General features: G+C 66.9%; 39 protein-coding genes. 24 read left to right on the forward strand and 15 right to left on the reverse strand.

Features of this window, described 5'->3' with window-relative positions:
* The first annotated feature begins 39 nt into the window (after window positions 1-39).
* The 16 genes from ABGB08_RS15235 (at window position 40) to ABGB08_RS15310 (ending at window position 9,402) form a co-directional block, all read left to right on the forward strand.
* Window positions 40-546, forward strand: coding sequence for a hypothetical protein (locus tag ABGB08_RS15235; protein ID WP_347590637.1), 507 nt, complete (start codon window positions 40-42; stop codon window positions 544-546).
* A gap of 14 nt (window positions 547-560) precedes the next feature.
* Window positions 561-2,435 (forward strand): LamG-like jellyroll fold domain-containing protein, encoded by a 1,875-nt coding sequence (locus tag ABGB08_RS15240; RefSeq protein WP_347590639.1) that lies wholly within the window; start codon window positions 561-563, stop codon window positions 2,433-2,435.
* Between the two features lie 24 nt (window positions 2,436-2,459).
* Complete coding sequence (locus ABGB08_RS15245; protein ID WP_347590641.1) at window positions 2,460-3,611, forward strand: hypothetical protein; 1,152 nt, start codon at window positions 2,460-2,462, stop codon at window positions 3,609-3,611.
* The gene (locus ABGB08_RS15250) at window positions 3,611-4,315 is read left to right on the forward strand and encodes a hypothetical protein (RefSeq protein ID WP_347590643.1); all 705 of its coding nucleotides are present in this window, start codon (window positions 3,611-3,613) and stop codon (window positions 4,313-4,315) included. The genes ABGB08_RS15245 and ABGB08_RS15250 overlap by 1 nt, the downstream gene beginning before the upstream one ends.
* 8 nt (window positions 4,316-4,323) lie before the next feature.
* Window positions 4,324-5,055: a hypothetical protein gene (locus tag ABGB08_RS15255; protein WP_347590645.1), complete on the forward strand. Its 732-nt coding sequence runs from the start codon at window positions 4,324-4,326 to the stop codon at window positions 5,053-5,055.
* A 116-nt stretch (window positions 5,056-5,171) separates the two neighbouring features.
* On the forward strand, window positions 5,172-5,609 hold the full coding sequence (locus tag ABGB08_RS15260) for a hypothetical protein (protein ID WP_347590647.1): 438 nt from the start codon (window positions 5,172-5,174) through the stop codon (window positions 5,607-5,609).
* A complete protein-coding gene (locus ABGB08_RS15265; protein WP_347590649.1) occupies window positions 5,602-6,057 on the forward strand; it encodes a hypothetical protein in 456 nt (151 codons plus the stop codon). Before ABGB08_RS15260 ends, ABGB08_RS15265 begins: the two co-directional genes overlap by 8 nt.
* A complete protein-coding gene (locus tag ABGB08_RS15270; protein WP_347590651.1) occupies window positions 6,054-6,203 on the forward strand; it encodes a hypothetical protein in 150 nt (49 codons plus the stop codon). Before ABGB08_RS15265 ends, ABGB08_RS15270 begins: the two co-directional genes overlap by 4 nt.
* Complete coding sequence (locus ABGB08_RS15275) at window positions 6,200-7,009, forward strand: CHAP domain-containing protein (protein WP_347590653.1); 810 nt, start codon at window positions 6,200-6,202, stop codon at window positions 7,007-7,009. Before ABGB08_RS15270 ends, ABGB08_RS15275 begins: the two co-directional genes overlap by 4 nt.
* Entirely contained in the window at window positions 7,006-7,437 is a 432-nt protein-coding gene (locus tag ABGB08_RS15280) for a hypothetical protein (RefSeq protein ID WP_347590655.1), read from the forward strand. The genes ABGB08_RS15275 and ABGB08_RS15280 overlap by 4 nt, the downstream gene beginning before the upstream one ends.
* Before the next feature lie 198 nt (window positions 7,438-7,635).
* Window positions 7,636-7,836 (forward strand): hypothetical protein, encoded by a 201-nt coding sequence (locus ABGB08_RS15285; protein ID WP_347590657.1) that lies wholly within the window; start codon window positions 7,636-7,638, stop codon window positions 7,834-7,836.
* A gap of 147 nt (window positions 7,837-7,983) precedes the next feature.
* On the forward strand, window positions 7,984-8,205 hold the full coding sequence (locus ABGB08_RS15290) for a hypothetical protein (RefSeq protein WP_347590659.1): 222 nt from the start codon (window positions 7,984-7,986) through the stop codon (window positions 8,203-8,205).
* A gap of 45 nt (window positions 8,206-8,250) precedes the next feature.
* Window positions 8,251-8,463 (forward strand): hypothetical protein, encoded by a 213-nt coding sequence (locus ABGB08_RS15295; RefSeq protein ID WP_347590661.1) that lies wholly within the window; start codon window positions 8,251-8,253, stop codon window positions 8,461-8,463.
* 85 nt (window positions 8,464-8,548) lie between these two features.
* Entirely contained in the window at window positions 8,549-8,734 is a 186-nt protein-coding gene (locus tag ABGB08_RS15300) for a hypothetical protein (RefSeq protein WP_347590663.1), read from the forward strand.
* Window positions 8,735-8,743: 9 nt separating this feature from the next.
* Window positions 8,744-8,890 carry a hypothetical protein gene (locus ABGB08_RS15305; RefSeq protein ID WP_347590665.1) on the forward strand — a complete coding sequence of 49 codons (147 nt, stop codon included), beginning with the start codon at window positions 8,744-8,746 and terminating at the stop codon, window positions 8,888-8,890.
* A 377-nt stretch (window positions 8,891-9,267) separates the two neighbouring features.
* Complete coding sequence (locus ABGB08_RS15310; protein WP_347590667.1) at window positions 9,268-9,402, forward strand: hypothetical protein; 135 nt, start codon at window positions 9,268-9,270, stop codon at window positions 9,400-9,402.
* 112 nt (window positions 9,403-9,514) lie between these two features.
* Here the strand turns inward: ABGB08_RS15310 and ABGB08_RS15315 are convergent, their stop codons facing one another.
* The 12 genes from ABGB08_RS15315 to ABGB08_RS15370 all read right to left on the reverse strand — a co-directional run bounded on the left by ABGB08_RS15315 (window position 9,515) and on the right by ABGB08_RS15370 (window position 16,304).
* The gene (locus tag ABGB08_RS15315; RefSeq protein ID WP_347590669.1) at window positions 9,515-10,162 is read right to left on the reverse strand and encodes a YddF family protein; all 648 of its coding nucleotides are present in this window, start codon (window positions 10,160-10,162) and stop codon (window positions 9,515-9,517) included.
* 120 nt (window positions 10,163-10,282) lie between these two features.
* Window positions 10,283-10,717 carry a hypothetical protein gene (locus ABGB08_RS15320; protein WP_347590671.1) on the reverse strand — a complete coding sequence of 145 codons (435 nt, stop codon included), beginning with the start codon at window positions 10,715-10,717 and terminating at the stop codon, window positions 10,283-10,285.
* Window positions 10,718-10,726: 9 nt separating this feature from the next.
* Window positions 10,727-11,173 (reverse strand): hypothetical protein, encoded by a 447-nt coding sequence (locus ABGB08_RS15325; RefSeq protein WP_347590673.1) that lies wholly within the window; start codon window positions 11,171-11,173, stop codon window positions 10,727-10,729.
* Window positions 11,174-11,512: 339 nt separating this feature from the next.
* The gene (locus ABGB08_RS15330) at window positions 11,513-11,896 is read right to left on the reverse strand and encodes a hypothetical protein (protein ID WP_347590675.1); all 384 of its coding nucleotides are present in this window, start codon (window positions 11,894-11,896) and stop codon (window positions 11,513-11,515) included.
* On the reverse strand, window positions 11,896-12,267 hold the full coding sequence (locus tag ABGB08_RS15335; protein WP_347590677.1) for a ParB/RepB/Spo0J family partition protein: 372 nt from the start codon (window positions 12,265-12,267) through the stop codon (window positions 11,896-11,898). The genes ABGB08_RS15330 and ABGB08_RS15335 overlap by 1 nt, the downstream gene beginning before the upstream one ends.
* A gap of 299 nt (window positions 12,268-12,566) precedes the next feature.
* A complete protein-coding gene (locus tag ABGB08_RS15340) occupies window positions 12,567-12,998 on the reverse strand; it encodes a hypothetical protein (protein ID WP_347590679.1) in 432 nt (143 codons plus the stop codon).
* Between the two features lie 64 nt (window positions 12,999-13,062).
* A complete protein-coding gene (locus ABGB08_RS15345; protein WP_347590681.1) occupies window positions 13,063-13,236 on the reverse strand; it encodes a hypothetical protein in 174 nt (57 codons plus the stop codon).
* Entirely contained in the window at window positions 13,215-13,763 is a 549-nt protein-coding gene (locus tag ABGB08_RS15350) for a hypothetical protein (protein ID WP_347590683.1), read from the reverse strand. The genes ABGB08_RS15345 and ABGB08_RS15350 overlap by 22 nt, the downstream gene beginning before the upstream one ends.
* Window positions 13,763-14,188: a hypothetical protein gene (locus tag ABGB08_RS15355; protein WP_347590685.1), complete on the reverse strand. Its 426-nt coding sequence runs from the start codon at window positions 14,186-14,188 to the stop codon at window positions 13,763-13,765. The genes ABGB08_RS15350 and ABGB08_RS15355 overlap by 1 nt, the downstream gene beginning before the upstream one ends.
* Window positions 14,189-14,353: 165 nt before the next feature.
* Window positions 14,354-15,562 carry a hypothetical protein gene (locus ABGB08_RS15360; RefSeq protein WP_347590687.1) on the reverse strand — a complete coding sequence of 403 codons (1,209 nt, stop codon included), beginning with the start codon at window positions 15,560-15,562 and terminating at the stop codon, window positions 14,354-14,356.
* Between the two features lie 100 nt (window positions 15,563-15,662).
* A complete protein-coding gene (locus ABGB08_RS15365) occupies window positions 15,663-15,983 on the reverse strand; it encodes a hypothetical protein (RefSeq protein WP_347590689.1) in 321 nt (106 codons plus the stop codon).
* A 39-nt stretch (window positions 15,984-16,022) separates the two neighbouring features.
* The gene (locus ABGB08_RS15370) at window positions 16,023-16,304 is read right to left on the reverse strand and encodes a hypothetical protein (protein ID WP_347590691.1); all 282 of its coding nucleotides are present in this window, start codon (window positions 16,302-16,304) and stop codon (window positions 16,023-16,025) included.
* A gap of 97 nt (window positions 16,305-16,401) precedes the next feature.
* Here ABGB08_RS15370 and ABGB08_RS15375 point away from each other — a divergent pair, with 97 nt between their 5' ends.
* Complete coding sequence (locus ABGB08_RS15375; RefSeq protein ID WP_347590693.1) at window positions 16,402-16,635, forward strand: hypothetical protein; 234 nt, start codon at window positions 16,402-16,404, stop codon at window positions 16,633-16,635.
* A gap of 168 nt (window positions 16,636-16,803) precedes the next feature.
* On the opposite strand, the gene ABGB08_RS15380 is transcribed toward ABGB08_RS15375, so the two are convergent.
* Window positions 16,804-17,010, reverse strand: coding sequence for a hypothetical protein (locus tag ABGB08_RS15380; RefSeq protein ID WP_347590695.1), 207 nt, complete (start codon window positions 17,008-17,010; stop codon window positions 16,804-16,806).
* The gene (locus ABGB08_RS15385; RefSeq protein WP_347590697.1) at window positions 17,010-17,219 is read right to left on the reverse strand and encodes a hypothetical protein; all 210 of its coding nucleotides are present in this window, start codon (window positions 17,217-17,219) and stop codon (window positions 17,010-17,012) included. Before ABGB08_RS15385 ends, ABGB08_RS15380 begins: the two co-directional genes overlap by 1 nt.
* Before the next feature lie 147 nt (window positions 17,220-17,366).
* Between ABGB08_RS15385 and ABGB08_RS15390 the strand changes: the two genes are divergently transcribed.
* The 5 genes from ABGB08_RS15390 to ABGB08_RS15410 all read left to right on the forward strand — a co-directional run bounded on the left by ABGB08_RS15390 (window position 17,367) and on the right by ABGB08_RS15410 (window position 19,518).
* A complete protein-coding gene (locus ABGB08_RS15390) occupies window positions 17,367-17,846 on the forward strand; it encodes a GntR family transcriptional regulator (protein WP_347590699.1) in 480 nt (159 codons plus the stop codon).
* 2 nt (window positions 17,847-17,848) lie between these two features.
* Window positions 17,849-18,022, forward strand: a complete 174-nt coding sequence (locus ABGB08_RS15395) for a hypothetical protein (protein WP_347590701.1) — start codon at window positions 17,849-17,851, stop codon at window positions 18,020-18,022.
* A 19-nt stretch (window positions 18,023-18,041) separates the two neighbouring features.
* On the forward strand, window positions 18,042-18,503 hold the full coding sequence (locus ABGB08_RS15400) for a type II toxin-antitoxin system antitoxin SocA domain-containing protein (RefSeq protein ID WP_347590703.1): 462 nt from the start codon (window positions 18,042-18,044) through the stop codon (window positions 18,501-18,503).
* Between the two features lie 403 nt (window positions 18,504-18,906).
* A complete protein-coding gene (locus ABGB08_RS15405; protein WP_347590705.1) occupies window positions 18,907-19,155 on the forward strand; it encodes a type II toxin-antitoxin system HicB family antitoxin in 249 nt (82 codons plus the stop codon).
* Between the two features lie 93 nt (window positions 19,156-19,248).
* Window positions 19,249-19,518: a hypothetical protein gene (locus ABGB08_RS15410; RefSeq protein ID WP_347590707.1), complete on the forward strand. Its 270-nt coding sequence runs from the start codon at window positions 19,249-19,251 to the stop codon at window positions 19,516-19,518.
* A 140-nt stretch (window positions 19,519-19,658) separates the two neighbouring features.
* On the opposite strand, the gene ABGB08_RS15415 is transcribed toward ABGB08_RS15410, so the two are convergent.
* Entirely contained in the window at window positions 19,659-20,270 is a 612-nt protein-coding gene (locus ABGB08_RS15415; RefSeq protein WP_347590709.1) for a hypothetical protein, read from the reverse strand.
* Window positions 20,271-20,563: 293 nt separating this feature from the next.
* On the opposite strand from ABGB08_RS15415, the gene ABGB08_RS15420 reads away from it, so the two are divergent.
* Window positions 20,564-20,821: a winged helix-turn-helix domain-containing protein gene (locus tag ABGB08_RS15420; RefSeq protein ID WP_347590827.1), complete on the forward strand. Its 258-nt coding sequence runs from the start codon at window positions 20,564-20,566 to the stop codon at window positions 20,819-20,821.
* Window positions 20,822-21,052: 231 nt separating this feature from the next.
* Complete coding sequence (locus ABGB08_RS15425) at window positions 21,053-22,636, forward strand: ComEC/Rec2 family competence protein (RefSeq protein ID WP_347590711.1); 1,584 nt, start codon at window positions 21,053-21,055, stop codon at window positions 22,634-22,636.
* The last annotated feature ends 106 nt before the right edge of the window (window positions 22,637-22,742 follow it).

Raw genomic sequence — 22,742 nt, forward strand, 5'->3', positions numbered from 1 at the left:
TCGAGGCGGCTTTTTTCACGCCCAAATTCAGGAGGGTGAATGGCGACGGTCCGGCAGGTCCTCCTCCCGGAGGAGGCGCAGCAGATCGGCACGAGCGGCTTCGCGCCTTTCGATAAGGCGGTCGGTACCAACTTTCCAGTCGGCCGCCTGCTTTACGCGGGCGACGCCGACGAGTCCGCGTTCTGGCATCTGGAAGCCGTCGACTACGGCTCCGGCGACTGGACCGTGGATATCGACTGGACCGCCATCGACGTGACATCCGGTGTGGTCAGGTGGGGTGTCGCTCTAGCGGCGATCACCCCGGAGTCGGACTCGACCGACGTGGAAACCAAAGCCCTGGCCACGGAACAAACCGTGGACGACACCCATTTGGGGACCACGGCGAAACGCGTCATGCGGGCCACGATCGCCCTGTCCAACCTGGATTCGGTCGCCGCTGGCGATGAGTGCTGGCTGCGGATCCGCCGGGTCGGCACCAACGGCGCCGACACGATGTTAAGCGACGCCGCTTTGACCATGATCCGGGTCTCCTATAGCGACACCTGATCGGGGGGTGAGTTGTGGCGGTCAGGTTCAACAACCTCTTCGAGAACTACGAACGCACCACCACCTTCGGCTCTCAGGGCCAGTTCACGATCGCGGGCTGGGTCAAGATCTCGGTGGACCGCAACGACTTCTCCACCTTCTTCGACGTGTCGGGTACGCCGGGCGAGCGCTTCATCGTGCAAACCGACAGCGACGGTACCACCGTGTACATCTTCGCTCCCGGCAGCACCGTCGGCGCGTCCAGCCTCACCGTAGGCACCTGGTACTACCTGGCCGCCACCAGCAACGGCACCAGCGCATCCCTCTACATTCGCGCCCACAACGCCACCAGCTTCACGGTCAACAGCGGATCGACCAGCTCGTCCGCGTACGTCCTGGACCATGTGATACTCGGCGATTCCGGGCTCGGCAACGAGTGGCTCAACGGCTGCCTGGCCGCAGTCAAACTGTGGGTCGGAGCCGCTCTCAACGAGGCCGAGTTGGCCAGGGAGAGCCAGACCTATCTCCCATCCCGGACCGCCAACCTTGCCGCTTGGTATCCGTTCGCCGGGCCGGGGACCACGGTCGACCTGTCCGGCAACGGCCAGACCCTGTCCGGCGGCTCCGGTACGAGCCTTGAGGACGGTCCGCCGATCGCGTGGCGGCAGGGCCGCCGCCGCCTGTTCCTCCCCGGGACGGTATCGGCCGAGATCACCCCGTCCACCGTCGCCGCGACGACGACCATACCCTCGCCGATCCTGCACACCGGTTCAACCCTGCACCCGGCCACTGTCGCCGCGACGGTAGCCGTCCCTACTCCGACGATTTCGTTCGGCGCGACGATCAGCCTGGCCACCGTCGCGGCGACGGCGTCCGTTCCCGCCCCGTCGGTGACTGCGGGCAGCGTGGAGGAGATCGCGCTCGACGCGGTCGCCACGACCGCCGCCGTGCCCGATCCGGCGATCTCCACCAGCGTCAGCCTGACACCCGCCACGGTAGCGGCAGTGGTAGCGGCGCCGTCTCCTACGGTGTCCGGCGAGTTCAACGCGGAGATCCCACTCTCCACGGTGGCCACACAGGCGGCTATCCCCATACCGGGAATCTCCGTACCGGTCCTGCCCGGAGACCTGCTGACCGGGGACTACCAGATCGAGTACGCCGGGGAGATCCTCTTCGGGGCTCCGCCGTACATCATCCTCGAAGACACGGTCGAAGGCTGGGACGATCTGGTCGAACTCGACTCGGGCAACGTTCTGCGGGCGCAGACGCACGGCGCGTTCGCGGGCCGCAAGTTCGGCCAGCAGCGCTACGTGTCGGCCACCATCCTGGTCGCCGACGACACCGACACGTTCATGGACCGCATCAAAGCGATCCGCCGCGCCGCACGAGTCCTGCCGGACGCGACAGAGCCCAACCTGGTGGTCCGCACGCGCGGGGAAACCCTGCTCGCGCGCGGCCAGATCATCGGCCGCGTCGTCCCGCCCCGCTTCTTTTACAGCGGCTTCGCGGTCGTCCCGCTCCGGTGGGAGTGCTCGGACCCGCGCCGGTACAGCTTGCAACGGTACTCACGCATCGTCGGCACCACGTCGGCGGAAGTGCTCGAAAACGTGGGCGACACCGAGTCCCAGCCAGTCATCCGCATCACCGGACCGGCCGAACTGCCGCAGATCACCAACGAAACGGCAGGGCTGACGATCGCCTTCGACATCCAGCTTGAGGTTGGCGAACGCCTGGACATCGACTGCTTCAGCGGAACGGTGACCATCGGCAGCGTCGACCACACCCGCTCCATCGCCGGTCTGCCGGTGCAGGCGTGGGCGCTCCACCCGGGAGACAACACGATCACCTACGCGGTGGACTCGGCCGGCCAGAACGGCATCGAGATCTTGTACCACGACGCCTACATGTGACGTCACCGGATCGGGGGCGATCGGGTGCCCGTCTGGTATCGCTACCGCTTCTGCGACCTGCTCACCGACGACTTCATCGCCGATCTCGAACTGTCGGACGTCACCTACACGCGGCGGATCAGTGAGCCGGGAACCTTCTCCGCGACGATCCCGATCACCAACTCGACGATCGCGGACCGGGTGGCGAAGGTCGTCCCGCGCCACCCGGACGACCTGACCACCGGTCCGGGACGCACGGTGGTGCACGTCTACCGCAACAACGTCATCTGGGGCACCTACCTGATCTCCGCCGCGTCGGTGGCGGGCGACGGCAACAAGGTCACGGTGTCCATCACCGGGGCGTCTCTGGAGTCGTACTTGGAGCGGGTCGAGATCCGCGCCGACCACGAGTTCGAGCAGGTCGACCAGATCCAGATCGTCCGCGAACTGCTGTCCGCGATGCAGTCCAACCCGATCTACGACATCGGCCTGACCGTCCAAGCCGGAACGTCGGGAGTGCCGAGGGATCGCACCTATCTGGCGTCTGAGGTGGCCACCTACGGCGCGCGGATCAAGGAACTGTCCGAGGTCGACGACGGCTTCGAATGGATGATCCACACGCGCGAGACCGGGGGCGTCCGTTCCTACGAACTCGTCTGGGGCCACCCCACCATCGGCAGCCTGACCGGCAACCACGTCTTCTCCCAGCCCGGAAACGTGTCGTCCTGGTCGGAGGAGATCGACTCGACCCGGGGCGCGACCTCCTACCTGACACGCGGCGAGGCCGACAACCCGGACGTCACCGACACCTCCGCGCCGACCGTCTCGGACCTGGCGGCAGGCCTCGCCACCCCGCACCTGGACGCGGGCTGGCCCGGACTGGACGCCACGATCGACTACCCGTCCGTCAGGCTGGTCGACACGCTGAACGCCTACGCGGGCTGGCACGCCACCCACATGGCGGGTGCCGTCCGCTTCCATCAGGCCACCGTCCGGCTGGACGAGACGACATCTTTCAACCCCGGCGATCTCGGCGACTACGCCCGCCTGATCCTGGTCAACCCGTGGTGGCCGATCGTGGACAAACTCCCCAGCTTCTCCAAGTCGTGGCGTGTGGTCGGCATGGACGTCACCACCCCGTCCCGCAACGGAGACCAAGACACCGTCGTTCTGACCTTCGCCGAGGAGGAGGTCTAGTGCCGATCTACCCGGACGACTTCCTGGATGAGCAGCGCAAGATGCGGCTGGACATCCAACGGCTGTTCACGTCGATCAACAGCAAGCAGCCCTACGGCAAAGTCGAATTCGGGCCGCTCATCGTCGGCCGCGTCGGCAACCGCATGATCACCATGAACCCCGACGGCGCGACCAACCCCGAGATCTGGCTCGACCCGGACGGGACCGGGGCCAACCCCACCCGCATTTCCGCCCAGGCGGGCAGCGGCGGCACCGCGAACCTGGTCCTGCAATCCGGCTCCTCCGGCGGCGTCTCCTCGCGGCTTACCCTCGCCTACAACGAAGTCTCGATGGAATCCGGCTCGGGCGGGTTCGCCTTCTGGGGCTCCAGCGAGGCCCGCTTCGGCTACAGCACGAACAACTACTTCCAGTTCGGCGCAAGCATCTGCCAGCACATCGGCCAGTGGAACGACGTCGGCGGATCCCTGCCGTCCACGGCGGGCCTGCTGTGGGGCTCCATCACCATCGGCGGTTCGGCCACCAGCGGCACCATCAACTATCCGGCCAACATGGCGTCCAACATCGGCCCGTCGATCGGACTCCGCCACGGCAACCCGGCAGCCGACTTCTACTGGTCCATCTCGGCCAGCTCCACCAGCGGTGTCACCGTTGTCTGGTCCAAAGCCGGATCGGTCGCCCTCTACATCGCCGCGTCCCGGCACTAGGAGGCGGCATGCTGATCGGCCAGATATACGAAACCCAAGCCTCCTACACCTCCCGGTACAGCGCGCCGGACCGGATCCACCCGGCCCTGTTGCGCTCCCAGGACGACACCCACCCGCTGTGGGGTGTCAGTATGCACTTCCCGCAGATCCGCGAAGACGAAAGCGATCCACGTAACGGCGACCACTGGGAGATCGTCCCGCACGTCCTGCTGGAGTACTACGCGGCGACCTACGATTTCGACCACGACGACATGCCCGTTCTCGTGGACACGCTGCTACACCACCAGCAGATCCCCGACCCGTGGGACACGCTCGCCTGGCAGCAGCCCGCATTGGACGCACTCCAGAAGGCCGTAGCCGATCTGCCGGACCATCTAGACCCGCGCATGCCCTACCGGGAGCGCCGCGAAGTCGTCCTAGCCCGCACCGAGGCGGCGAAAACACACCTGCTAACCGTGGAGTCGGCGCCGATCGAAGACCGGCAAGGCGCACTCGACTGGCGGCGCGCGGTCCTGGAACATACCGCCGACGAGATCCGCAGCCGCGGCGGCGAACTCGACTCTCGCTACCTGCTCGGCATAGACGACGTCGCACCGGCCGACCCGCTTGAGGTACTGACGTCCGCGCCGCTGGACCTGCGGCGAGTGCAGGCGATCCGCGCCCGCGACGAGTGGCATGCCCGCGCCGGCGGCCAGCCGCCTAGGACGTTCGGCATGAACCGGCTTCTCCCGCCCGCCTGATCCACCACTCCGCGGCCTGCTCCCTGCCGTAATCCACCCGATCCCGGTCTGGGCTGGCTCTGCGCTGCCTCCAAACCGGCCTACACCTATCCGACTCCACCCTCCTGGAGATCGTCGTGAACAAGGCCGGTCCGGGCACCCTGTCAGAGCATCCCTTCGAGCTTCTGTTCGGCCTGATCGCGATCTTGGGTGGCGCTGCCGCCGCCCTCGGAGTGGTGTCGCCGACGTCCATCAACGCGTTGTTGCCGCTTCTGGTGGTGCGGGCGTGGGGTGTGCTGCAACTCGCCGCCGGGGTGTCGGTGGTGGCCGGGATCGTCCTGTCGGCCCGCGCGGATCGGCTGGTGCTCGGCTGGCGGCTTGAACGCGCCGGGTTGTGGCCGCTCGCGGCGACGCTGATCATTTACGCCGGTGTCGCGCTCGCCCACTCCGGCATGCGCGCCCTGTACCCGGCTTCTTTCTACCTGGTGTTCGCCGCCGCCTGCGTCGCAAGAGCGCGGGCGCTGGCCCGTTTGGAGGAAACCATCCGTAAGCACATGGGGAGCGCAGATGGCTGATGAGTGGGTCACTCCCGCCGCTATCGCCTTGCTCGCCACCACGTCGGTAGGGATGGCCACCGCGTGGGTGAAAACACGCGTTGACCTGCGCAAGGCGAAGTTGGACGAGGAACGCCAGCCGGTTGAGTTGGAGAACGTTTTCATCGGCGGAGCGGAGAAGGCGGTTGCCGCGTTGCAGGTCGCTTTGGACCGGGCGGAGACTACCATCACCCGGCTTGAGCAGGCTCTCGCCGACAGGGACGAACGATTACGGCAGGCCCTGGCCGAAAGGGATGAGCGGTTAGGGGAGCGGGACCGCAAGATCGACGAACTTGAACAGGACCTCACCAGAACCCTCGCCCGTCTTGGCCGCCTGCAAGAACGCTGCGAAGAACTCCAGGCCCGCCTCGCCGAAATACGCACTGATGAACGCCACGGACATCACGAGCCGGGGGAGGTAGGGGCGTGACCGAGAAGCATGAACACGAACTCGTCGAAGAAGGCGTGGACACCCGGCCTTGGGATGCGACCGAACCCGACGAAGATGCCGTTCTGGCCGCCTTGTACGGCGCTCCCGATCCTGACGGCATCTACCGGGGAGATGGTGACGGGTGAGCGCTAAGGCGATGCTTGCCGCCGCCCGCAAAGACCTTGGGCTGTCGGGCAGGCCGAACAGGATCACCCGCGCCTACTCCGAACGCAACGGCAGCGTGTTCCTGCGCGCGCCTTGGTGTAACCAGGCAGTATCCATCTGGGCTCTGAAAAGCGGCAACGAAGACGCCGTGCTGCCCGAAGGCGACAGAGCGTTCACGCCGTGGCACGCCCAGGACGGTAAGGACATCGGCCGCTGGCATGCCGGGACCGTGGAGAACATCAAGCGGTACGCCAAGCCGGGCGCGCTGATCTTCTTCGACTGGAGCATGTCGAACGTGATCGGCGCGATCGACCACATCGGGATCATCGAGAAGGTCCTGTCTGACGGCCGCGTGGCCACCATCGAGGCCAATACGGGCGACGCCTGCAAGCGGCGGGTCAGGTCCGCATCCGTGATCGCAGGCTTTTGGAACCCGCCGTACGAAGAGGAGGACGACATGCCGTCAGCGAAGGAAGTAGCAGACGCCGTCTACGAGCGTTTCACCCACACCCTGAACAAGGATTTGTGGGCGGTGAGGGAAGGCATCCTCAAGGACGGCGACAAGATCGAGCCGAAGACGGCCTTCCGGCAGACGTGGGCCTACAGCAAGGACAACAGCGCGGCCCTGCGGCGGATCGAAGCCCGCCTGGACGCGCAACAGGCCACCATCCGAACCCTGGTCGAGGCGCTGGCGTCCCGAGATGAGGCGGTCGACGCCGACGCTGTGGTGCGGCGGATCGAAACCGCGATCAGCAATCTGACCGTGCGACTGGAGGTCGCGGAGTGAAGAAGATCCTGATCGCGGGTGCCGTGGCGCTGCTTGCGCTTGGACCGGCCGCCGCTGCGAGCGCAGCCCCCGAGCCGAAGGTTCTCGGCGCGTGCGTGCCGAAACACACCAAGAGCGGCTTCTGGGTGATGGAGCGGGGCAACCTTGCCGATTCCCGGTACGGGGCGTGCCCGTCGAAAGGCTCCGGCAAGGCGAGCAAGGTCACGCTGATCACCCTGTCCGGGTGGATGCCGAACCGGATCGTCTTCAAGCGGTCCGATGAGACGGAGACGTGCACGAAGGTGGCGGCGACGTCCAGCACGTGGACGTTCGGATGCATCAGCGTCCCGGTGCCCTCGCCGACTCCCACGGGCACCCCGACGCCGACCGTGAGCCCTTCGCCGACCCTGCCCCCGGCGAGCCCGAGCCCGACCCCGAGCGCCACCTGACGCCGAATGGATGAACTCCACGTCCACCCGGTAGGCGACCTGATCGAACACGTCCTAACCGTCGAATGCCCGTGCGGTCCCACCACGCAACCGGTAGAGCGGCCTGACGGTTCGTTCGGCTGGCTCCACGTGCACCACTCGCTCGACGGGCGAGAACTCACCGAAAGGAATCCCATGACCCGAGCCAAGTTCCGTTGTGTGTCCGTCGAAAGCTTCAGCACCGCCCCTGACGGTCAGCGCAACTACCGCTTCACCGCCGTCGCCGACGACAGCGTGCCGGAGAACCAGCGGTACGCCAAGTACACGCCCGTCGGGAATCTCACCATCACGGTGACGAACCCGGACGTGGAGTTCTCCCCGGGCGCGTCGTACTACCTCGACTTCACGCCCGCCGAGTAGCCCGACCTGCAACTTTGCGCATGTCCGCAAGGTTTCCGCCTCTGAGCCCTGACCAAACGGTCGGGGCTTTTCGCGTTAGTGAGCCCCGTGGCCTTCAGGCGGCCCGGGGCTCGGACGTAACCTCCAAAACCCGAATGGAAGTCACGCATGTCCAACGTTAGCGCGGTGGAACTCTTCACGTTCCCCGTCACTGGCCAGCAAATCCGAGCGGTCATGATCGACGACGAGCCCGTGGACCCCAAGAACGCCAACGGCAACAAGGTGCAGACGACCTACGTCGTGGCGTACGGGGCTGAACAGCTTCGCCTGCTGCTGATCAAGCGCGGCATGCTCCCGTCCGAGCAGCTTGCCCTGCTGCCCGGCTTCTGAACCTGAAAGCAATCCTTTCCAGTTCCCGAACCCCCTAGGAGAACCATGTCCCCCGAAGACCTGAACAACCGGTTCACCTACCACTCCCCGAAGCCGGGCCAGCCCGAGTTCTACCAGCGCATCCGGGACGAAGCTCGTCACCTGGCGGAGACGATCAACGAACTCTGCCCCGAGGGCCGCGAGAAGTCGCTGGCGATCACCAACCTGGAGCAGGCCGTCTTCTGGGGCAATGCCGCCATCGCCCGCCAGTCCGACTAGACGCCGCAGCACCTACGACCTTCGGGTCACGTAGCCCGCCATTGAGCGGGCTTTCTGCATTTCCGGCCCATGAAAGAGGGTCACCATGAAGATCGGTTCCTACGCTAAGGCGATCGTTGCCGCCCTGACCGCTGGCTGCGGCGCGCTCGCGACCGCCGTCGCCGACAACGTCGTCACCCCCAGCGAATGGTTCATCGTCCTAGGGGCGGCACTGGCAGGGATGGGTGTCACCGCTGTCGTCCCCAACGCCAAGAAGTCCGACGACCGCTAGGCTCGCCGCATGAACTCCGCAGACGAACTCGTCTCCTGCATCCCCTACCGGTCTGAGTCTCTCGGATCGGAGCAGGTGGGAGACGCCGAGATGGTGGCGCGGCTCAAGGGCAAGGCCCCGGCCGTCAAGGTGGCCGCCTTCCAGTCGAGTATCTGAGCGACCCGTCTCTGCTGCGCGAAATCGTGGCCACCCGGTGTCTGGGACCGCTGATCGCGGCGGAGCATCCCGACCGGCACAAAGCGGCGGGCGGCGGGACGCACTGCTCTCTGGGCAGTGCGTCCCGGACACTCTGTGCCGGACGTAGGGGCCGGTGAACAAGGCTGAGGGCCCCAGACCGGACTTCGGTCCCGTCGGGTGATCCCTCGGAGACGTGGGTCCGGTTCCCGACTGAGCGCCGAAGGCCACGGCGACAGCGGAAGCTGGGACGCAAGAGCGGAGAACCCCGGGCTTGCCCGGTTAGGTAACCTGCCGGACCTCACACAAACTCTTCATAACTCGCCATGACCCACCAGTGGAGTGCGGGAGAATGCTTGATGCGCGTAGACGTGGACCTAGACGCCGACGCCGCCTACATCACTCTCGGCTGCGGAGGAGTAGCCCGCACGGTCGAGATCTCCAAGCGGCTGTTCGTCGATGAGGACCGCGCCGGCGGATTGCGAGATGTCTAGTTGAACCAAACATCCAAACGCCCGCCCAGTGCGGTGCCAGCCCTCCCCGGGCAAACACGAGAGCGGCCCCGCCTGGTCTTCGGACTGGGCGGGGCCGCTCTTCTGCGTCTGGTCACGCGCCAGCCTCAAGCCACGCGATGGTCTCCTCCGCCCACGCGGTGTCCTGTACGAGCCTCGCGGCCTTATCGGCATCCACCGCCTGGTCGTACTCGGCGGTGGACAGCCACACGCACTGAGCGGTGGGGTGGCTGTCGCAGTGAGCGTGGACACGCGGGATGCACCCCTTGTAGCCCCAGTCGGCGGCCGGGCCGCGCAGCTCATGTCCGGTGTGGTCCTGGGTGGAGATGTGCCTCCAGGGCTCCAGGTGGTCGTGCGGGCGCGGGACGGACGTCTCCAGGTGTGCGGCGTGGGCCTGGAGCACGGTCAGGGCGGCCGATCCCGTGTCTGTCCGGGTGAGGACCTTGAAGCTGTAGCCGATCTTCTCCAGGTCCTCCAGGGTGAGGACCGCGCCCTCCGGCGGGCGGCCGTTGAGCTTGCACACCAGCGCCCGCTGTCCGGGCTGCTGCTGGAAGAGCTGCCGGTTGACGGGCACGTCCACGCCCAGCAGCGTGGAGAGCAGCACGGCGGTGGACTCGTGGCCCACGGCCGAGTCGATCGGCTCGGACTGGGCGAGCGCGCGGGCCTGCTCCAGGGTGATGGTGGACAGACTGTAGGTGCCGTCGGATGTGACGATGCTGGTGTTGAGGATGGCGAGTTTCACGGCTCCTCCTCGGAGCTCGGGGACCGTCCGCCGGATGGCGGATCGGTGGGACCCCTCGGGGGGGCGATGAGGATTTCCCGCTCTCATATGTGACAGATGGACGAAACGCATTCGTGCGGGTCAGGCGGGGATGACGTAGCACGGCTCGCCGTCCGCGAGCAGCGTGTGCGCGTCGCCCTGCTCGTCCGAGGCGAGCCGCAGCCCGACCCCGAGCAGCGTGTGCGCGAGTGAGGATGCGCCGTTCATCCGGGCAATCCGGCTGCCGTAGGCGTTGCCCGGGAGGGTGACCCGAACCCGGCGCTGCCGGTCCCGCCAGACGCGGACGTCCTCCTCGGCCCACTCAGCGTCCGCCAGTGCGGCGAGGGCGCGGGTGCGGATGTCCTCGGATTCGAGCAGCCGGAGGACGAGCACGCGGGAGTAGCCGGGCAGCCCCTCAACGCGGGCGACGATCTTGTTAGCGCTGGTGCCCTTCGCCTTCTCGGCGTGCATGGCGGCAACAAGGTCCTCGTTTGCCTGTCGGAGGTTGGCGATGGCGGTGTCGAGCTGGTCGGTCATGGCGTGTTCCTAGAAGTCGTCGAGGCCGAGTTCGCCCCGGAGGCTGTCGATGAGGGCGGAGATCTCGTGCCGCTTCAGCTGGCGGAGTTCGGCGGCGTCGGGAGCGTGCCGCATCTGCCCGGCGTCCGAGTTGTGCCAGCCGATCGGGCCGAGCCGGTCGATCAGGGAGAGCGCGTAGTCGACCTGCTTCTCGCGGGCCATCGGGGTGGCGGCGTCGCGGGCGGCCTTCTCGGCGGCGGCTTCGATCTCGCGGGCGGGCATGACGTCCTTGGCGAACAGGAGGGTCCGGGGCTTGCCCTTGCCGTGCTCCAGCAGGACCTGGGTGCCGCTGTCGTTGAAGGCGTAGACCCTGCCGTTGGTGCGGTGGACCTGGCCGTCTTTGAGGTGGGGAATGCTGACGAGGTCGCCTCGGCTGATGCCGGTGAATGCTGGGTGGCTGCTGGTCGCCTTCGCCATGGTGACCCCTCCTCCGTGGTGGTATGTTTCTATACTAGTACAGATTTATACCATCAGCAATGATTCCGAGGAAGCTTCCCTGAGCCAGCCTCGCCGCGTATCCTCGACCTCAGCTCATCGCCCCCCTTGGGGGTCGCAACAGGTTGGTTTTGCTCGTGGAGCCGCACCTCAGGCACAGCTCATCGCCCCTGCGAGGGGTCGCAACGAACTGTTTCTCCCCACGGAAACGCGTGGAGATCCACACTCATCGCCCCTCCGAGGGGTAAACGGAAAGCCTCGCACTCGCGGGGCTTTCGTCGTCTCGGCGCGCGGATTCCCCCCAGAAAGCAGAGCGCCCCCTCAGTGCCGCGCCACGACGTAGCCATCGATGACCTCGATGCCCCGCTTGAGCCCTTCGTCGAGCGCGTCGTACTCTTCGGCGGTGATGGGCATGCCGATCCAGACTCCGGTCCCTGCCGCGACGGCCCGCCCCTGCTCGACCAGCTTTTGCACGCCCGACCGCGTCTCGGCCACCCACGGCAATGCGGCGATCTGGCCGTAGGACATCCCGCCCTGCCACAGCATGGCCAGGGCGCGCGCCTTGTGCCCGGTCGCGAGCTGCGCCGCCGCGTCCAGCAGGGCCTGCTCCGATGATGCGCGGGCGTACAACTCGGCGGGGTCGGTGAACTCATCCAGGTGGGCCACCAGCGCGGCGGCTGCGGCGGGGTCGGCTTCGTAGCTCATCAGTCGATGTCCAGTCCGTAGGCGTCCCGCACGTCGGCGGGCAGGGCGGCGCAGAAGGCGGGCAGGGCGTCTTCGAGGGTGCCGTGGTCGGCGACGAACTCCCACAGGTCGATGCCGCACGCCTCGGCGAGGTCGGCGATGTCGACGACGGGGATCGCGATGTCGGCGAGGCGGGCGGCGGGGATGCGGTGGGAGCCGGTGATGGCCTGTGCGGTGTCGACGTCGGCGACGACGGGCGGTCCCTGCCAGCCGTTGGCGGTCATGTCGGCGGCGAGCTGGTCGCGCTTGGCGGGGTCGTAGACCTCGTGGCGGGGAGCGAATCCGTGCCCGTTGTGGATCTGAAGGTCCAGGGGGTTCGCCGTCGTCTGCATAGACCAAGTATGCATTGCATAGGTGACCTATGCAAGAGGGGATCTCCCGCCAGTGGGCCGGACAGCAGAGCGCCCGCCCCCAGCGGGGAGCGGGCTGATCCCCGGATTCGGGGCCGAGTACTGCTCAAGACACGGCTACGGGCCATCCCCGGTGCGGGGCCGACGTACTTGCTACCGCCTCAGTGAGACAACGGCGCGAATCACCCCCGCCGAAGCGGGGCCGATGGGGAGGACGATACCGCCCCTCGGGAGATCAAGTCACGCCCTTCGGCAGGATTATCGTGCCGTTCGTCCGCCTCTCAGATGCGGACGTCGGCCAGTTCGGCGGAGGCGTTGCGCGCGTCTCCCCACGCCTTGGTGATCTGCTCTTGAAGGAAACTGATACTCCGTTCGGTGGGTTCGGGCCGGGCGTGCGCGTGGACGACTCCCAAGCCCAGGCGGGCCAGCGCCCTCGCGGACGACTTGCCGCTCCTCCAGAACGCGTCCGCGTTGCCCGGGTCGGAGTAGCGCTGCTGGTAGGCGGCACGAGGGGCATAGAGCCTCGCCCGGTCGGGCGAGAACTCGAAATCCCGGCTCGTCGGGTCGGCGTTGAGCTCGTCCAGCGCTGCGGCGAACTCGGGGGTCAGGAGAAGATGCTCCCGGTTCGCGCGCTCGGCGCGGATGAGGCGCAGGGCGAGTCCGGTCAGTGCGTCGCGGGCGGCGACCAGGTCTGACAGGTCTGATGCTGCCATGGTGTGCTCCTAAGGGGGTTATTGCCCCGGCGCGCAGCCCAGGGCGGGTCTGGTCTTGGGGAGCTTAGGCGGTCTGGTCCAGCTTGAGACCCCGGAAGGTTGTGCGCGCAACCTCGCGGTCCCGGTAGAGCAGATGTCCGAAACCGTCCTCGCCGAGTGTCCACTCCACCTGCCACAGCGTCTCCACTCCGCCGGGGCGGGCGACCTCCACACGCCTCAGCCACGCCTGGTCAGCCACTCCTCCAGGGCCTCCGGATCCCACAGCGGGGTTCGGCCCACGTAGCGCGGCTTCGGGGCTTGGCCACGTGCCGTGTACGAACTCCATGTGCTCGGGCCGACCTTCCGACCTCGCGCGGCGAGCCAGGCGAGCACCTGGTCTCGGGTCATGCCACGGTCTGCGGCTGCGGCTGCGGCGGACGGGACGGGCTGGTCAGGGAACGCGCCGATGATCGAGTACTGGGGCGGGATGCGGCGGGCCTGCTGCTCCAGATAGCCGTGCTGGCTCATCGCCGACTCTGCCGGGTAGCGGGACCAGCCTGACCAGCCCATCCGGTACGGCTGGTCGAGCTCGTCGGCGCCGTAGTAGCACTCGGCGTCCGGGATCGTCTCGCGGACGGTCCGGTCCGACTGCACCCAGATGACGCACGTGCTGCCCAGCCGCTGGGCGACAGCCTCGGCCAGGGCGCGGGCGCGAGGGGTGAGCGCGTCCAGGTCGACGTCCTCATAGGTGCCGGTGCCGCGCAGGTCGAGAGAGATGGTCGCCATCACGCGCCGTCCTCGGCGAGCCGGTCCAGAGCGTCGTCCTCTTCTTCGGCGCGGGTTTCCAGTTTGACCGCCGCGCGCATCCGGTCGGCGTCGGTCTGGCGCTTGAGCTTCAGCAGCGTGGGAGCGCCTTCCAGCCTGCTCATGTCCACCAGGTAGGTGGCGACGACCACGCCCGGGTAGCGGGGCGACTCCCCGATCACGTGGTCCAGGCCCATGACCTCGCGGGTGGTCCCCTCGTCGTAGCCGTGCCAGGCGTGGCCCAGGTACACGACCTCGCCCGCGAGTTTGCCGGTGAGGGTGATCGGTGCGCCGGACTCGCAGGCGGCCTGCAACGCGCTCTGCTCGCCCATGACCGCGATGTAGGCACCGTGGCGCTTGGCGTTCTTGCTGATCTTGTCGGTGATGTTGAACGGCAGGGCGGTCATTTTGGGGGCCTTCCGGCGTCGTGGCTGATAACTAGAATCTACAGCCTCAGGCTGTACAGCGTCAAGCTGTCTAGACGGGAACCTTGTCCAATCGCGGCAGTCGGTCGGTCTCCCGTCGGTGGGCGAACCACCTATATAGAGTTTTCGTCCCGCCGTTTGCGCTGGTCAGGCGCTCGACTGGCCAGCGAGTTCCCGTAGCCTCTCCTGGACGAGCGTGGCCTTGTCCTGGCCGATCCCGAGATCCCGCTTGAGTACCCGCAACCCGGGGATCTGCTTGGCCCGCAGCATCCGCGCATACCTCTGAGCTGCCGAGGTACTCAACGAGTGCACATCGGACACGATCGGGTCCGCTTCAGGTGCGGCCGGGTGCGCGGCGAGTCCGCTGCCGTACCGGTTGGCGAACCGCTCCAGCTCGGCGACCGCCGCCACGGCCTCCGCGCCGATCTCCCGCCGTGGCCGTAGGTGCTCTCCCCACACGGACGGCGGCTCCAGCTCGGGCAACTCTTCGATGCCGCGCAGCAAGGCGATGTGGTCGAGCAGTTCGAGCCGTTGCACCGGGTTGGACGCCAGGGACGTGTGCTCGTCAGCCTTGCGCCCGGCCCGCTTGAGAGCCCGCGTCGCCCGTCGATGACGCCACGTCCCGTCTTCGAGTTCACGCACCCTATCCGCTGCCAGCGCCACCCGGTTGAGCCTCCGGTGAGCGTCCACTTCGGATGCCGTCCGGTCCGATGATTCGGCGAGTCCGAGCCGCACCATGACCTTCTCCGGCGTCCACCGCCAGTGGATCCGAGCCTTGCCGGTGAGCCGTACCCTCTCGATGGCCATCCCGCGCTCCCACAACCAGGCAGCGACCAGAGGGGCGGAGAGTCGGAACAGGAACTCCGGCACAGAGCTCGCATGAAGTGCCGACAGGACGGCGGACAGGCTCGTCAACGCCCACACCGCCATCCCGTCCACTCCCGCCGAGTAGTTCTCCCGCATGCCGCGGCGAGCACGCACAGCAGAGGTGATGACCGCCACCTCAAGGAAGGCGAACAGCAGCAACTGGAGCGGCCACGGGAAGCCGAGCACCTCGCCGGCGAAAATCCACATGCCTTGCGCGGACACTCCGGTTGCGATGGAGGCGGACACCACGGTCAGGATGTCCTCGGCCGAACGCGGGGCCACGTAGGTGCGCCACGCGTGCCGGGCGGTTCGGCGCCCGGACCGGAGGAGACGCCACGCCACGAAGAGCGCGACCAGCAGGCCGACGACGCGAACGCCGAACTCGACCCACTCCACCGCGACGATGGGGATCGAGAAGGGCAGGTCCAGCCCGAACGGCCCGGTTTGCGGGTCTAGCGGAACGCCGAACGGCGGAATAGGTTCTCTCATCGCGGGTCATCCCTGCTGGTGTCGGGGGTGATGGTCTTCGGATCCGGCATCCGGTACGCGATCGCAACGCGTACCGGATGCCGTCGTGCGTTTGGGTGGGTCAGCGCTTGAAGTACTCGGCGATGACCATGCGGAGCTGCCGCATGCCCTCGCGCTTGTTGGGGATCGGGTCGCTGGGGTAGCCCTGACTCTCGGTCAGCCAGCCGGAGAAACCGGCCCCGTCCTTCTTGTAGAAGCGGGTCAGGGTGGCCACAACCTCCACGTCGTCGTTGCCGCGCTCGTGGAGCGTGGCGATCAGGCGCTCAGGGTTGGCGGCCTTGACCGGGTTGGAGGTCCACAGGACCCGCACCATGTAGCCGTGGTCCACGTAGATGACGTGCTTGGCGTCGTATGGGATCTTCTCGGCGGTCATGAGCGTCATCACGTCTCCTTGGGTGATCTGAGCGAGTAGAGGTCTGGGTCAGGCAGCGGCGTTCCAGAAGCGGGCCACCTGGCGCTCGGCCCACTCGTACTCGCGTCGGGACGGTGAGATGTCGGAGTCGTGGCCCTCGTAGGCGTCCGCGCTGAGTTGGTCCCTCACCAAGGCGAGAGCCTTGTGGGTCGGCATGTCAGTGAGTTCGGCACCGCTCATGCCAGTAGCGATCTCCGCCAGCGTCTCGACCAGGTCGGTGCGAGACATGCGGACCTCGACCCGCAGCGTGATCCGCTCGATGCCATCGATGGACTTGGTGACGGTGGCCATCTCATTCTCCCTGGTAAATATGGCGGTCCATTTCCAATTGACTTCAGACTAGCACTGCCAACTCGTAAATGGAACCCACTTATGCGAAGCTGTCCCCATGGCCGCCGACAACCACAAGACACCAGGGACCACCGTCCGCCCCGAGCCAGACGAGGTGACCAACGCCCAACCGCACCTACAGGGCCGCAGCATCGAGAAACTCCTCCGCGCGACACTGATCGCGCTCCATGCCGAGCCAGAGCGCACCTTGGAGTTGCTCTCGCCGTACTGGCCGCCGGATAGGCCGCGTGGACGCACACGGACCAAGGACCGCTCCCACCCCTCGGACTGAGTGCTTGTGGCCCCACCCGCTCTTCCCTCGCCGGGTGGGGCCGTGTCCGGTGCTGCTTATCCCGCCGCCGGGATAGCGCCTCACGGACGTGTGGGGTGGACCCGCCCCCGCCCCTCCAGCGGGAGCGGGACCACCGTCCGGGCGCTGTCCCGACGCGCGCCCGGAGTACTACGGCAGCGGCGTCTCCCGGCAGACCGGGCAGGCTTCCTCGTCGTCGGGATCCCACGGCATACAGGCGTCGCCCCGGTGTTTGATCAGGACGATCTGCCCGCACGCCGCTTTGGTGGGGACGCCGATGAGTACGCCCGTGCGCAAGGCGACGCGATGCCGGAAGTCGTCCTGCTGGGTCTGGCCGTAGGCGTACTGGAGCCACATCAGGGGACGTCGCCGGATTGGTGGCCGCTCTCCCAGCGGGATAGACGGCCTTCCAATTCGTCGGCGAAATCGCCGTCCAGGACGACGGGGAGTATCTGGCCCCGTCTCGCCGCGTGCCAGCGCCCACGCTCGTACGTGATCCGCCAACGGCCGCCGTACTTCTTGCGCAGCAGGTCGAGTTCGGTCGGCCCACCGCTTGTGGTGCTCACGGCGGGGCCTGCGGAGTGCGGGAGGATGCTGGCTTCATGGGTGGAGAGTACATCTACAGGTAAGATCTGCTCTAGTACTCGTAAGGTCTTAACTAGGTGCGTGTAGCGCTCAGCTAGGGCAGAACAAGGCCCGCCTATGGTGCGGGCGTGGTTGATCGCGGGAGCCCGGTGCACCTCTACAACCAGATAGCAGGCGAGGTCAGAGACCTGATCGCCGCAGGTGAGTTGCGCCCGGGAATGCCCGTCCCGTCAGAAACCGTGCTGCGCGAGCGCTACGACGTGTCCCGCCCGACCATCCAGCGAGCCATGCGAATCCTGAGGGATGAAGGGCTGGTCTACTCCGAGAAGGGGAAGGGCACCTTCGTCGGCCCGCCCGACGCGCCCCAGGGCGGGCGGAAGCTTCCGCGATACAAGGAGATCGCGGCCGACGTCATCGGCCAGATCAAGGCGGGCAGGCTGAAAGAGGATCGGCGGATCCCCAGCGAGAAGACCTTGATGCAGGCGCACGGCGTCGCCGGAGGGACGGCACGGCAGGCCGTGGCTCATCTGCGGGAACTCGGCTGGGTGGTCACGATCCCTCAGAAGGGGACCTTCGTGGTGCCGCGCGCCGAATGGCCGAAGGGGTAGTCATGGTCGTGGAGTCCACCGAAGCCGAAGGCCGCGCCCTGTTCGACCGCGAAGCGCGCACGGTTCTGGGCATCTCCGGTGAGGAGTTCCTAGACCACTGGGACGCCGGCGACTACGCGGACTGGGATGACCCGGAGTCGGCAGGGCTCGTGATGCTGATCCCGTTCGGGCGGTAGGCGATCGTAGGGTGGCGGCATGGCAACCGTGCTAGACGTCGCCGCTCACATCCTTGACCGCCTCGGGCCGATGGCGGCGATGAAGGTTCACCGTCTCGCCTGGTTCAGTTACGGGTATCACCTGGTGTGGGAAGAGCGCAGGCTGTTCGCCGAGCCGTTCGCGGCGTGGGCCAATGGCCCGGCATCGCCGGACCTGTACGCAGTCCACCGGGGCCTGCTGAGTCTCTCGCCCGGAAGTGTCCCGGGGGATCCCGGCGTACTCGACGACGGAGAGCGGGAGTCGGTCGGCGTCGTCCTAGGCGAACTCGGCGACTGCGACGCTCACACACTCTCGCTGATGACCCACCAGGCTTCGCCGTGGGTGGAGGCCCGCCGCCGCGCGGCCGTAGGCCCGCTGGAACGAAGCGGCGAACTCCTGCTCGATGCGGAGATCTTCGAGTACTTCGACGCACTCGCCGCTATCGGCGCGTCGGCGACCTGAGACCCAGATGGGGCCCCAACTTTTCCCGCGCCGGGCAACCCGTTCGCCCTGGTGCGCGTCTCCTATGTGGCCCCTGTTTTGAAAGGTTCACCATTCGCCCCATCCCCACGACCGCCCCGCTCTACGCTCGGTAGCCCTGCGCCAGCCGCAAGCAGGAGGTACCCATGGGGAACCAGAACGACCTTCCGCGTGTTCTCAACCAGCGGAAGGCAAAGAGATTGTTGGAAGCGTATGGGTGGGTGGAAACGCTGGGCGGGAAGCATAACGTCAAGATGGAGAAGGAAGCTTGCCGCCCGATCACACTGCCCCAGCATGGCGGGCGGGACTATTCAGCAGCACTTACTGATGCCATACTCCGGCAAGCAGGACTGAAGGGACGGTGACGCGCCACATGACCCAAAGCATGGACGAAAGAACCGGAACCTACACCATCCAGGTGCACGACGACGCCGACGACGGCTCACTGTGGGCCGAGGTTCACGAACTGCCTGGATGCTTCGCGTCCGGCGGCAGCGTTGAAGAGTTGTGGCAGAACCTGGCCGACGCGATCGGGCTCTACCTGTCTTCAGAGAAGGTGCGGGTGCAAGTCCAACTCCACAGTCCCGAACCGATCACCGTGCACACCAAGGAGCAACTGGTAGCTGTCTGCTGACCCACGCCAAGCCAGGGCCCTGCACCCAGTGCGGGGCCTTCGTGCTTGTGTCACCTTCCCCAAAGGCGCTCTCAAAGCCGCGATGATGGTCCCGTGGACGACAGAGAGAAACTCCGCCTACGGCTGACACGCGACGTTATGGGCCTACTCCGGCACCGCGACTTCCGAGAGAAGATGCCCGCGCTCAGCCCGGACGGCGAGGTGGCCGTCATGGTCGCCTTCCGCGACGACACGATGGAGTTCGTCATGGGGCAGGTGGCCCGGCTTGGCGACGCGTCCCACGTGGTCGTCCCGCCGTCGGATCTGAGCGAGTGGCCAGCACGGATGACGCTACTCCGCGTTCATGTCGGTGCGCCTGTCTAGACTGCTTCCCGGTGCCTAGGGGAGACCCGAACGCCACATCCTAAGGCCGCTCCTACGGGAGTGGCCTTAGCGGTGCAGGGAGCGGTCTCGTGGCCTCCCTCGCGGCGTTGGGTCACGAGACCGCAGCCTGGGTGGACGGCCTACTTGCGGACCATCGTCCACGGCCCGTCCGCGTCGACCTGCACGTAGCGGGTGCCTGCCGGGAGCCGGACCCGCCCGTTGTAGCCGTCAAGGTCGTTCACGAGCAGGCTGTGATACCTACCCTTGGCGTTGAGTGCCAGTACGGCGAAGTGCCCGTCTCCGGTGTAGCGGACCCGTAGGGTGTGCAAGCCGGTGGAGGTCTTGGTCAGCCGCAACACCTGGTCGGTGCCGCCTCGCGACGTGATCGCCCAATACTTCGCCTTGCTCAACGGCAGAAGCTGGATTGTCCACGGGCCGTCCGCCGTCACCTCCAAGCCGTACAGCCGATCGCCTGTGTCGGTGTTGTACGGGACGACGCCGGTGTACCCGTCCAGGTCGTTGACGAGTAACTGGCCCATCTCCCCGTTCTTGTCCAGGCCGACCACGGCGAAATGCCCTTCACCCGAGTAGGTGATTTTGGCGATGCCGACGGCTGTCCTGTTGAGGGTGATGATGTCGTCGCCATCCCCTCGGTAGGTGGTGGCCGCTGACGCCGGCGAGGGTGTGACCGCCCATAAGGAGGCGGACAGGAGGAAAGCAGCGGCAACCCTGATGGTGCGCTTGAGGTACATGGCTAGTCCTGGGGGTGAGGGGAGATCCGACACCCGGTAGGACGTTGACGATCAGCGGTCGGTTGGCAGCCATGAGTGATGAGAATGGGTGGCGGCGAGACCGCAGTCTAGAAGATCCAGAGCATCTGTCATGTCCGGGCCGATCTTGGGTATGCGTTCAAAGATCCGCTCGGGCGCGGCGCGCCGCGCACCCCTCCCCGAGAGGAAGTGTGCTCGTCCATGCTCGTCCATGGTCGAGCATGGACGTACCTGCACGTCAAGGCTCGTTCATGCTCGTTTACGGTTCCCCCGTGATGACTCGGCGCGGGCAGGCGCTCTGGAAGACGATTGCGGAAGAGCTCCGTGCGCGCATCGCAAATGGCACGTATCGTCCAGATGGGCCCTTCCCATCTGAGACTGCCCTTGTGCAGGAGTACGGCATCGCCCGAGGGACCGCCCGAAAGATCACGGCCAAGCTCCGTGACGAAGGACTGATCTATACAGAGCCGCAGGTAGGCAGTTACGTCATGCCTGCGATCCAAGAGCTGGGCGAGAGCGAACAGGACGTATAGGGGTTTCTCGCCCTTGGGACGGCCACCCCGGCAGCAACCATGCCGGGGTGGTCCGCCCCCTGATGGGCCGCACCGCTAGGCCGCCGCCTCGGGAAGGGACAGGTCCAGCGGTGCGGCGTTCCCTTAATCCCTCGCCTGCCCCAATGCCCGTTTCGGCTTGTCGAATCTAACCGATCAATTCGTGAACGTCACTACCTTGACGGAGACGCCTTTCGAAAGAACACTGCCCAAATGGCATTGAGCGGGGCCAATCTCGCGATTGTCGCGGGGGCGGTCTTGCTGGTGGGGAGGTTCGCGGGGTTGCCCTTGGCGGCGAGGGGGGCGCTGGCCGTTGTGGCGATGGGTGCGTTCGCGGTGGTCGCGAGGCCGTCGCCGAGTGTGTTGCGGGCGTTGGTGATGGGGACGGTGGCCGCCATCGCGCTCGGGACCGGCCGATCGCGGGACGGGATGGCGGCATTGTCGGGGACGGTGCTGCTGCTGATCTTGTTCAATCCTGGGCTGGCCCGGGAATACGGGTTCGCGCTCTCCGTCGCCGCGACCGGAGGGATCCTGGTGCTCGCGCCGCGCTGGCGTGGTCGTATGGCCGTCCGCATGCCCGCCTGGATGGCCGAGGCGATCGCCGTCCCGGCCGCGGCCCAGGCGGCGGTGACGCCTTTGCTGGTGCTCATGTCGGGGGAACTCGGGCCGGCCGCGATCCCGGCCAACCTTCTCGCGGCGCCTGCGGTAGCGCCCGCGACGATCCTCGGCTTTCTCGCCGCCCTGATCGCCCCGATCAGCATGGACCTGGCACAGGTGATCGTCCGCCCAGCAGGACTGTCCGCCAGCTGGATCATCACAGTGGCCGAATGGGCGGCCGAGCTTCCCCTCGCCACGGTCGGGTGGCCCGCCGGAATGCTCGGGCTCGTCTTGCTGGCGGCGGCCTCTGTAGCCGTGTGGCTGGTACTTCGACGGCAGACCGGCAGACGATTGGCGATCGCCCTAGCCGGCGGCTCGCTGATCGCGATTCTGCTCGTGGGCCCCGCGACGTCGACCTGGCCAGCTCGTGGTTGGCTGCTCGTGATGTGCGATGTCGGCCAGGGTGACGCTCTCGTCCTGTCCGCTGGGGAAGGCAAAGCCGTGGTCGTCGACGCAGGCCCGGAACCCGGACCGGTCGATCGATGTCTGCGCAGGCTGGACGTGCACACGGTCCCGCTGCTCGTTCTCACCCATCCGCACCTCGACCACGTCGGCGGCCTGACCGGAGTCCTTCGAAACCGCCGCATCGGCGCCGTAGTCGTCAGCCCTATCCGAGCCCCCCAACGGGAAAGCACCCGCGTCTCGACCGAACTCCGCACCAGAAAGATCCCCGAATGGGTCGTGCGCCCCGGCAGCCGCTGGCACTTCGGCCAAGCCGAGATCACCATGCTCGCTCCCAACGCCGAAGACCCCATCCAGGGACAAGGCGAAGGCTCCATGACCAACAACGCCAGCGTCGTCCTGCTGGTCCGCTGGCCGACGGGATCCGCCCTCCTCGCCGGAGACCTCGAAACCGAAGCCGAGGCTTCCCTGCTCCGGATCGGTGTCCCCAGCGTGGACGTTCTGAAGGTCCCCCATCATGGTTCCAGCCGTCAGGATCCCGCCTTCCTCGCGGCGACCAGATCCCGAGCCGCCCTCATCAGCGTCGGTGCCGACAACAATTACGGCCATCCTGCCCAGGCGACCATTAGCCGCCTGACCTGGCTTGGCAGCCGCGTCTACCGCACCGACCGCGCTGGAGACCTCGCGGTAGTCGCGCGCGATGGCCGCCTCGCGGTGGATTCGCGAGGCGCCTCCTAGTCACGTCGGCCAAGTGCGTTTGCTGTGCGGGTGTTGCGCGGTCCGCGTGCGGTGCTATTCGGTGCGCAGCGCTGTGGCGGGATGGGCGCGGGCTGCCCAGTCGGCT

This window comes from Acrocarpospora sp. B8E8 (assembly GCF_039871605.1).
Lineage (GTDB): Bacteria > Actinomycetota > Actinomycetes > Streptosporangiales > Streptosporangiaceae > Acrocarpospora > Acrocarpospora macrocephala.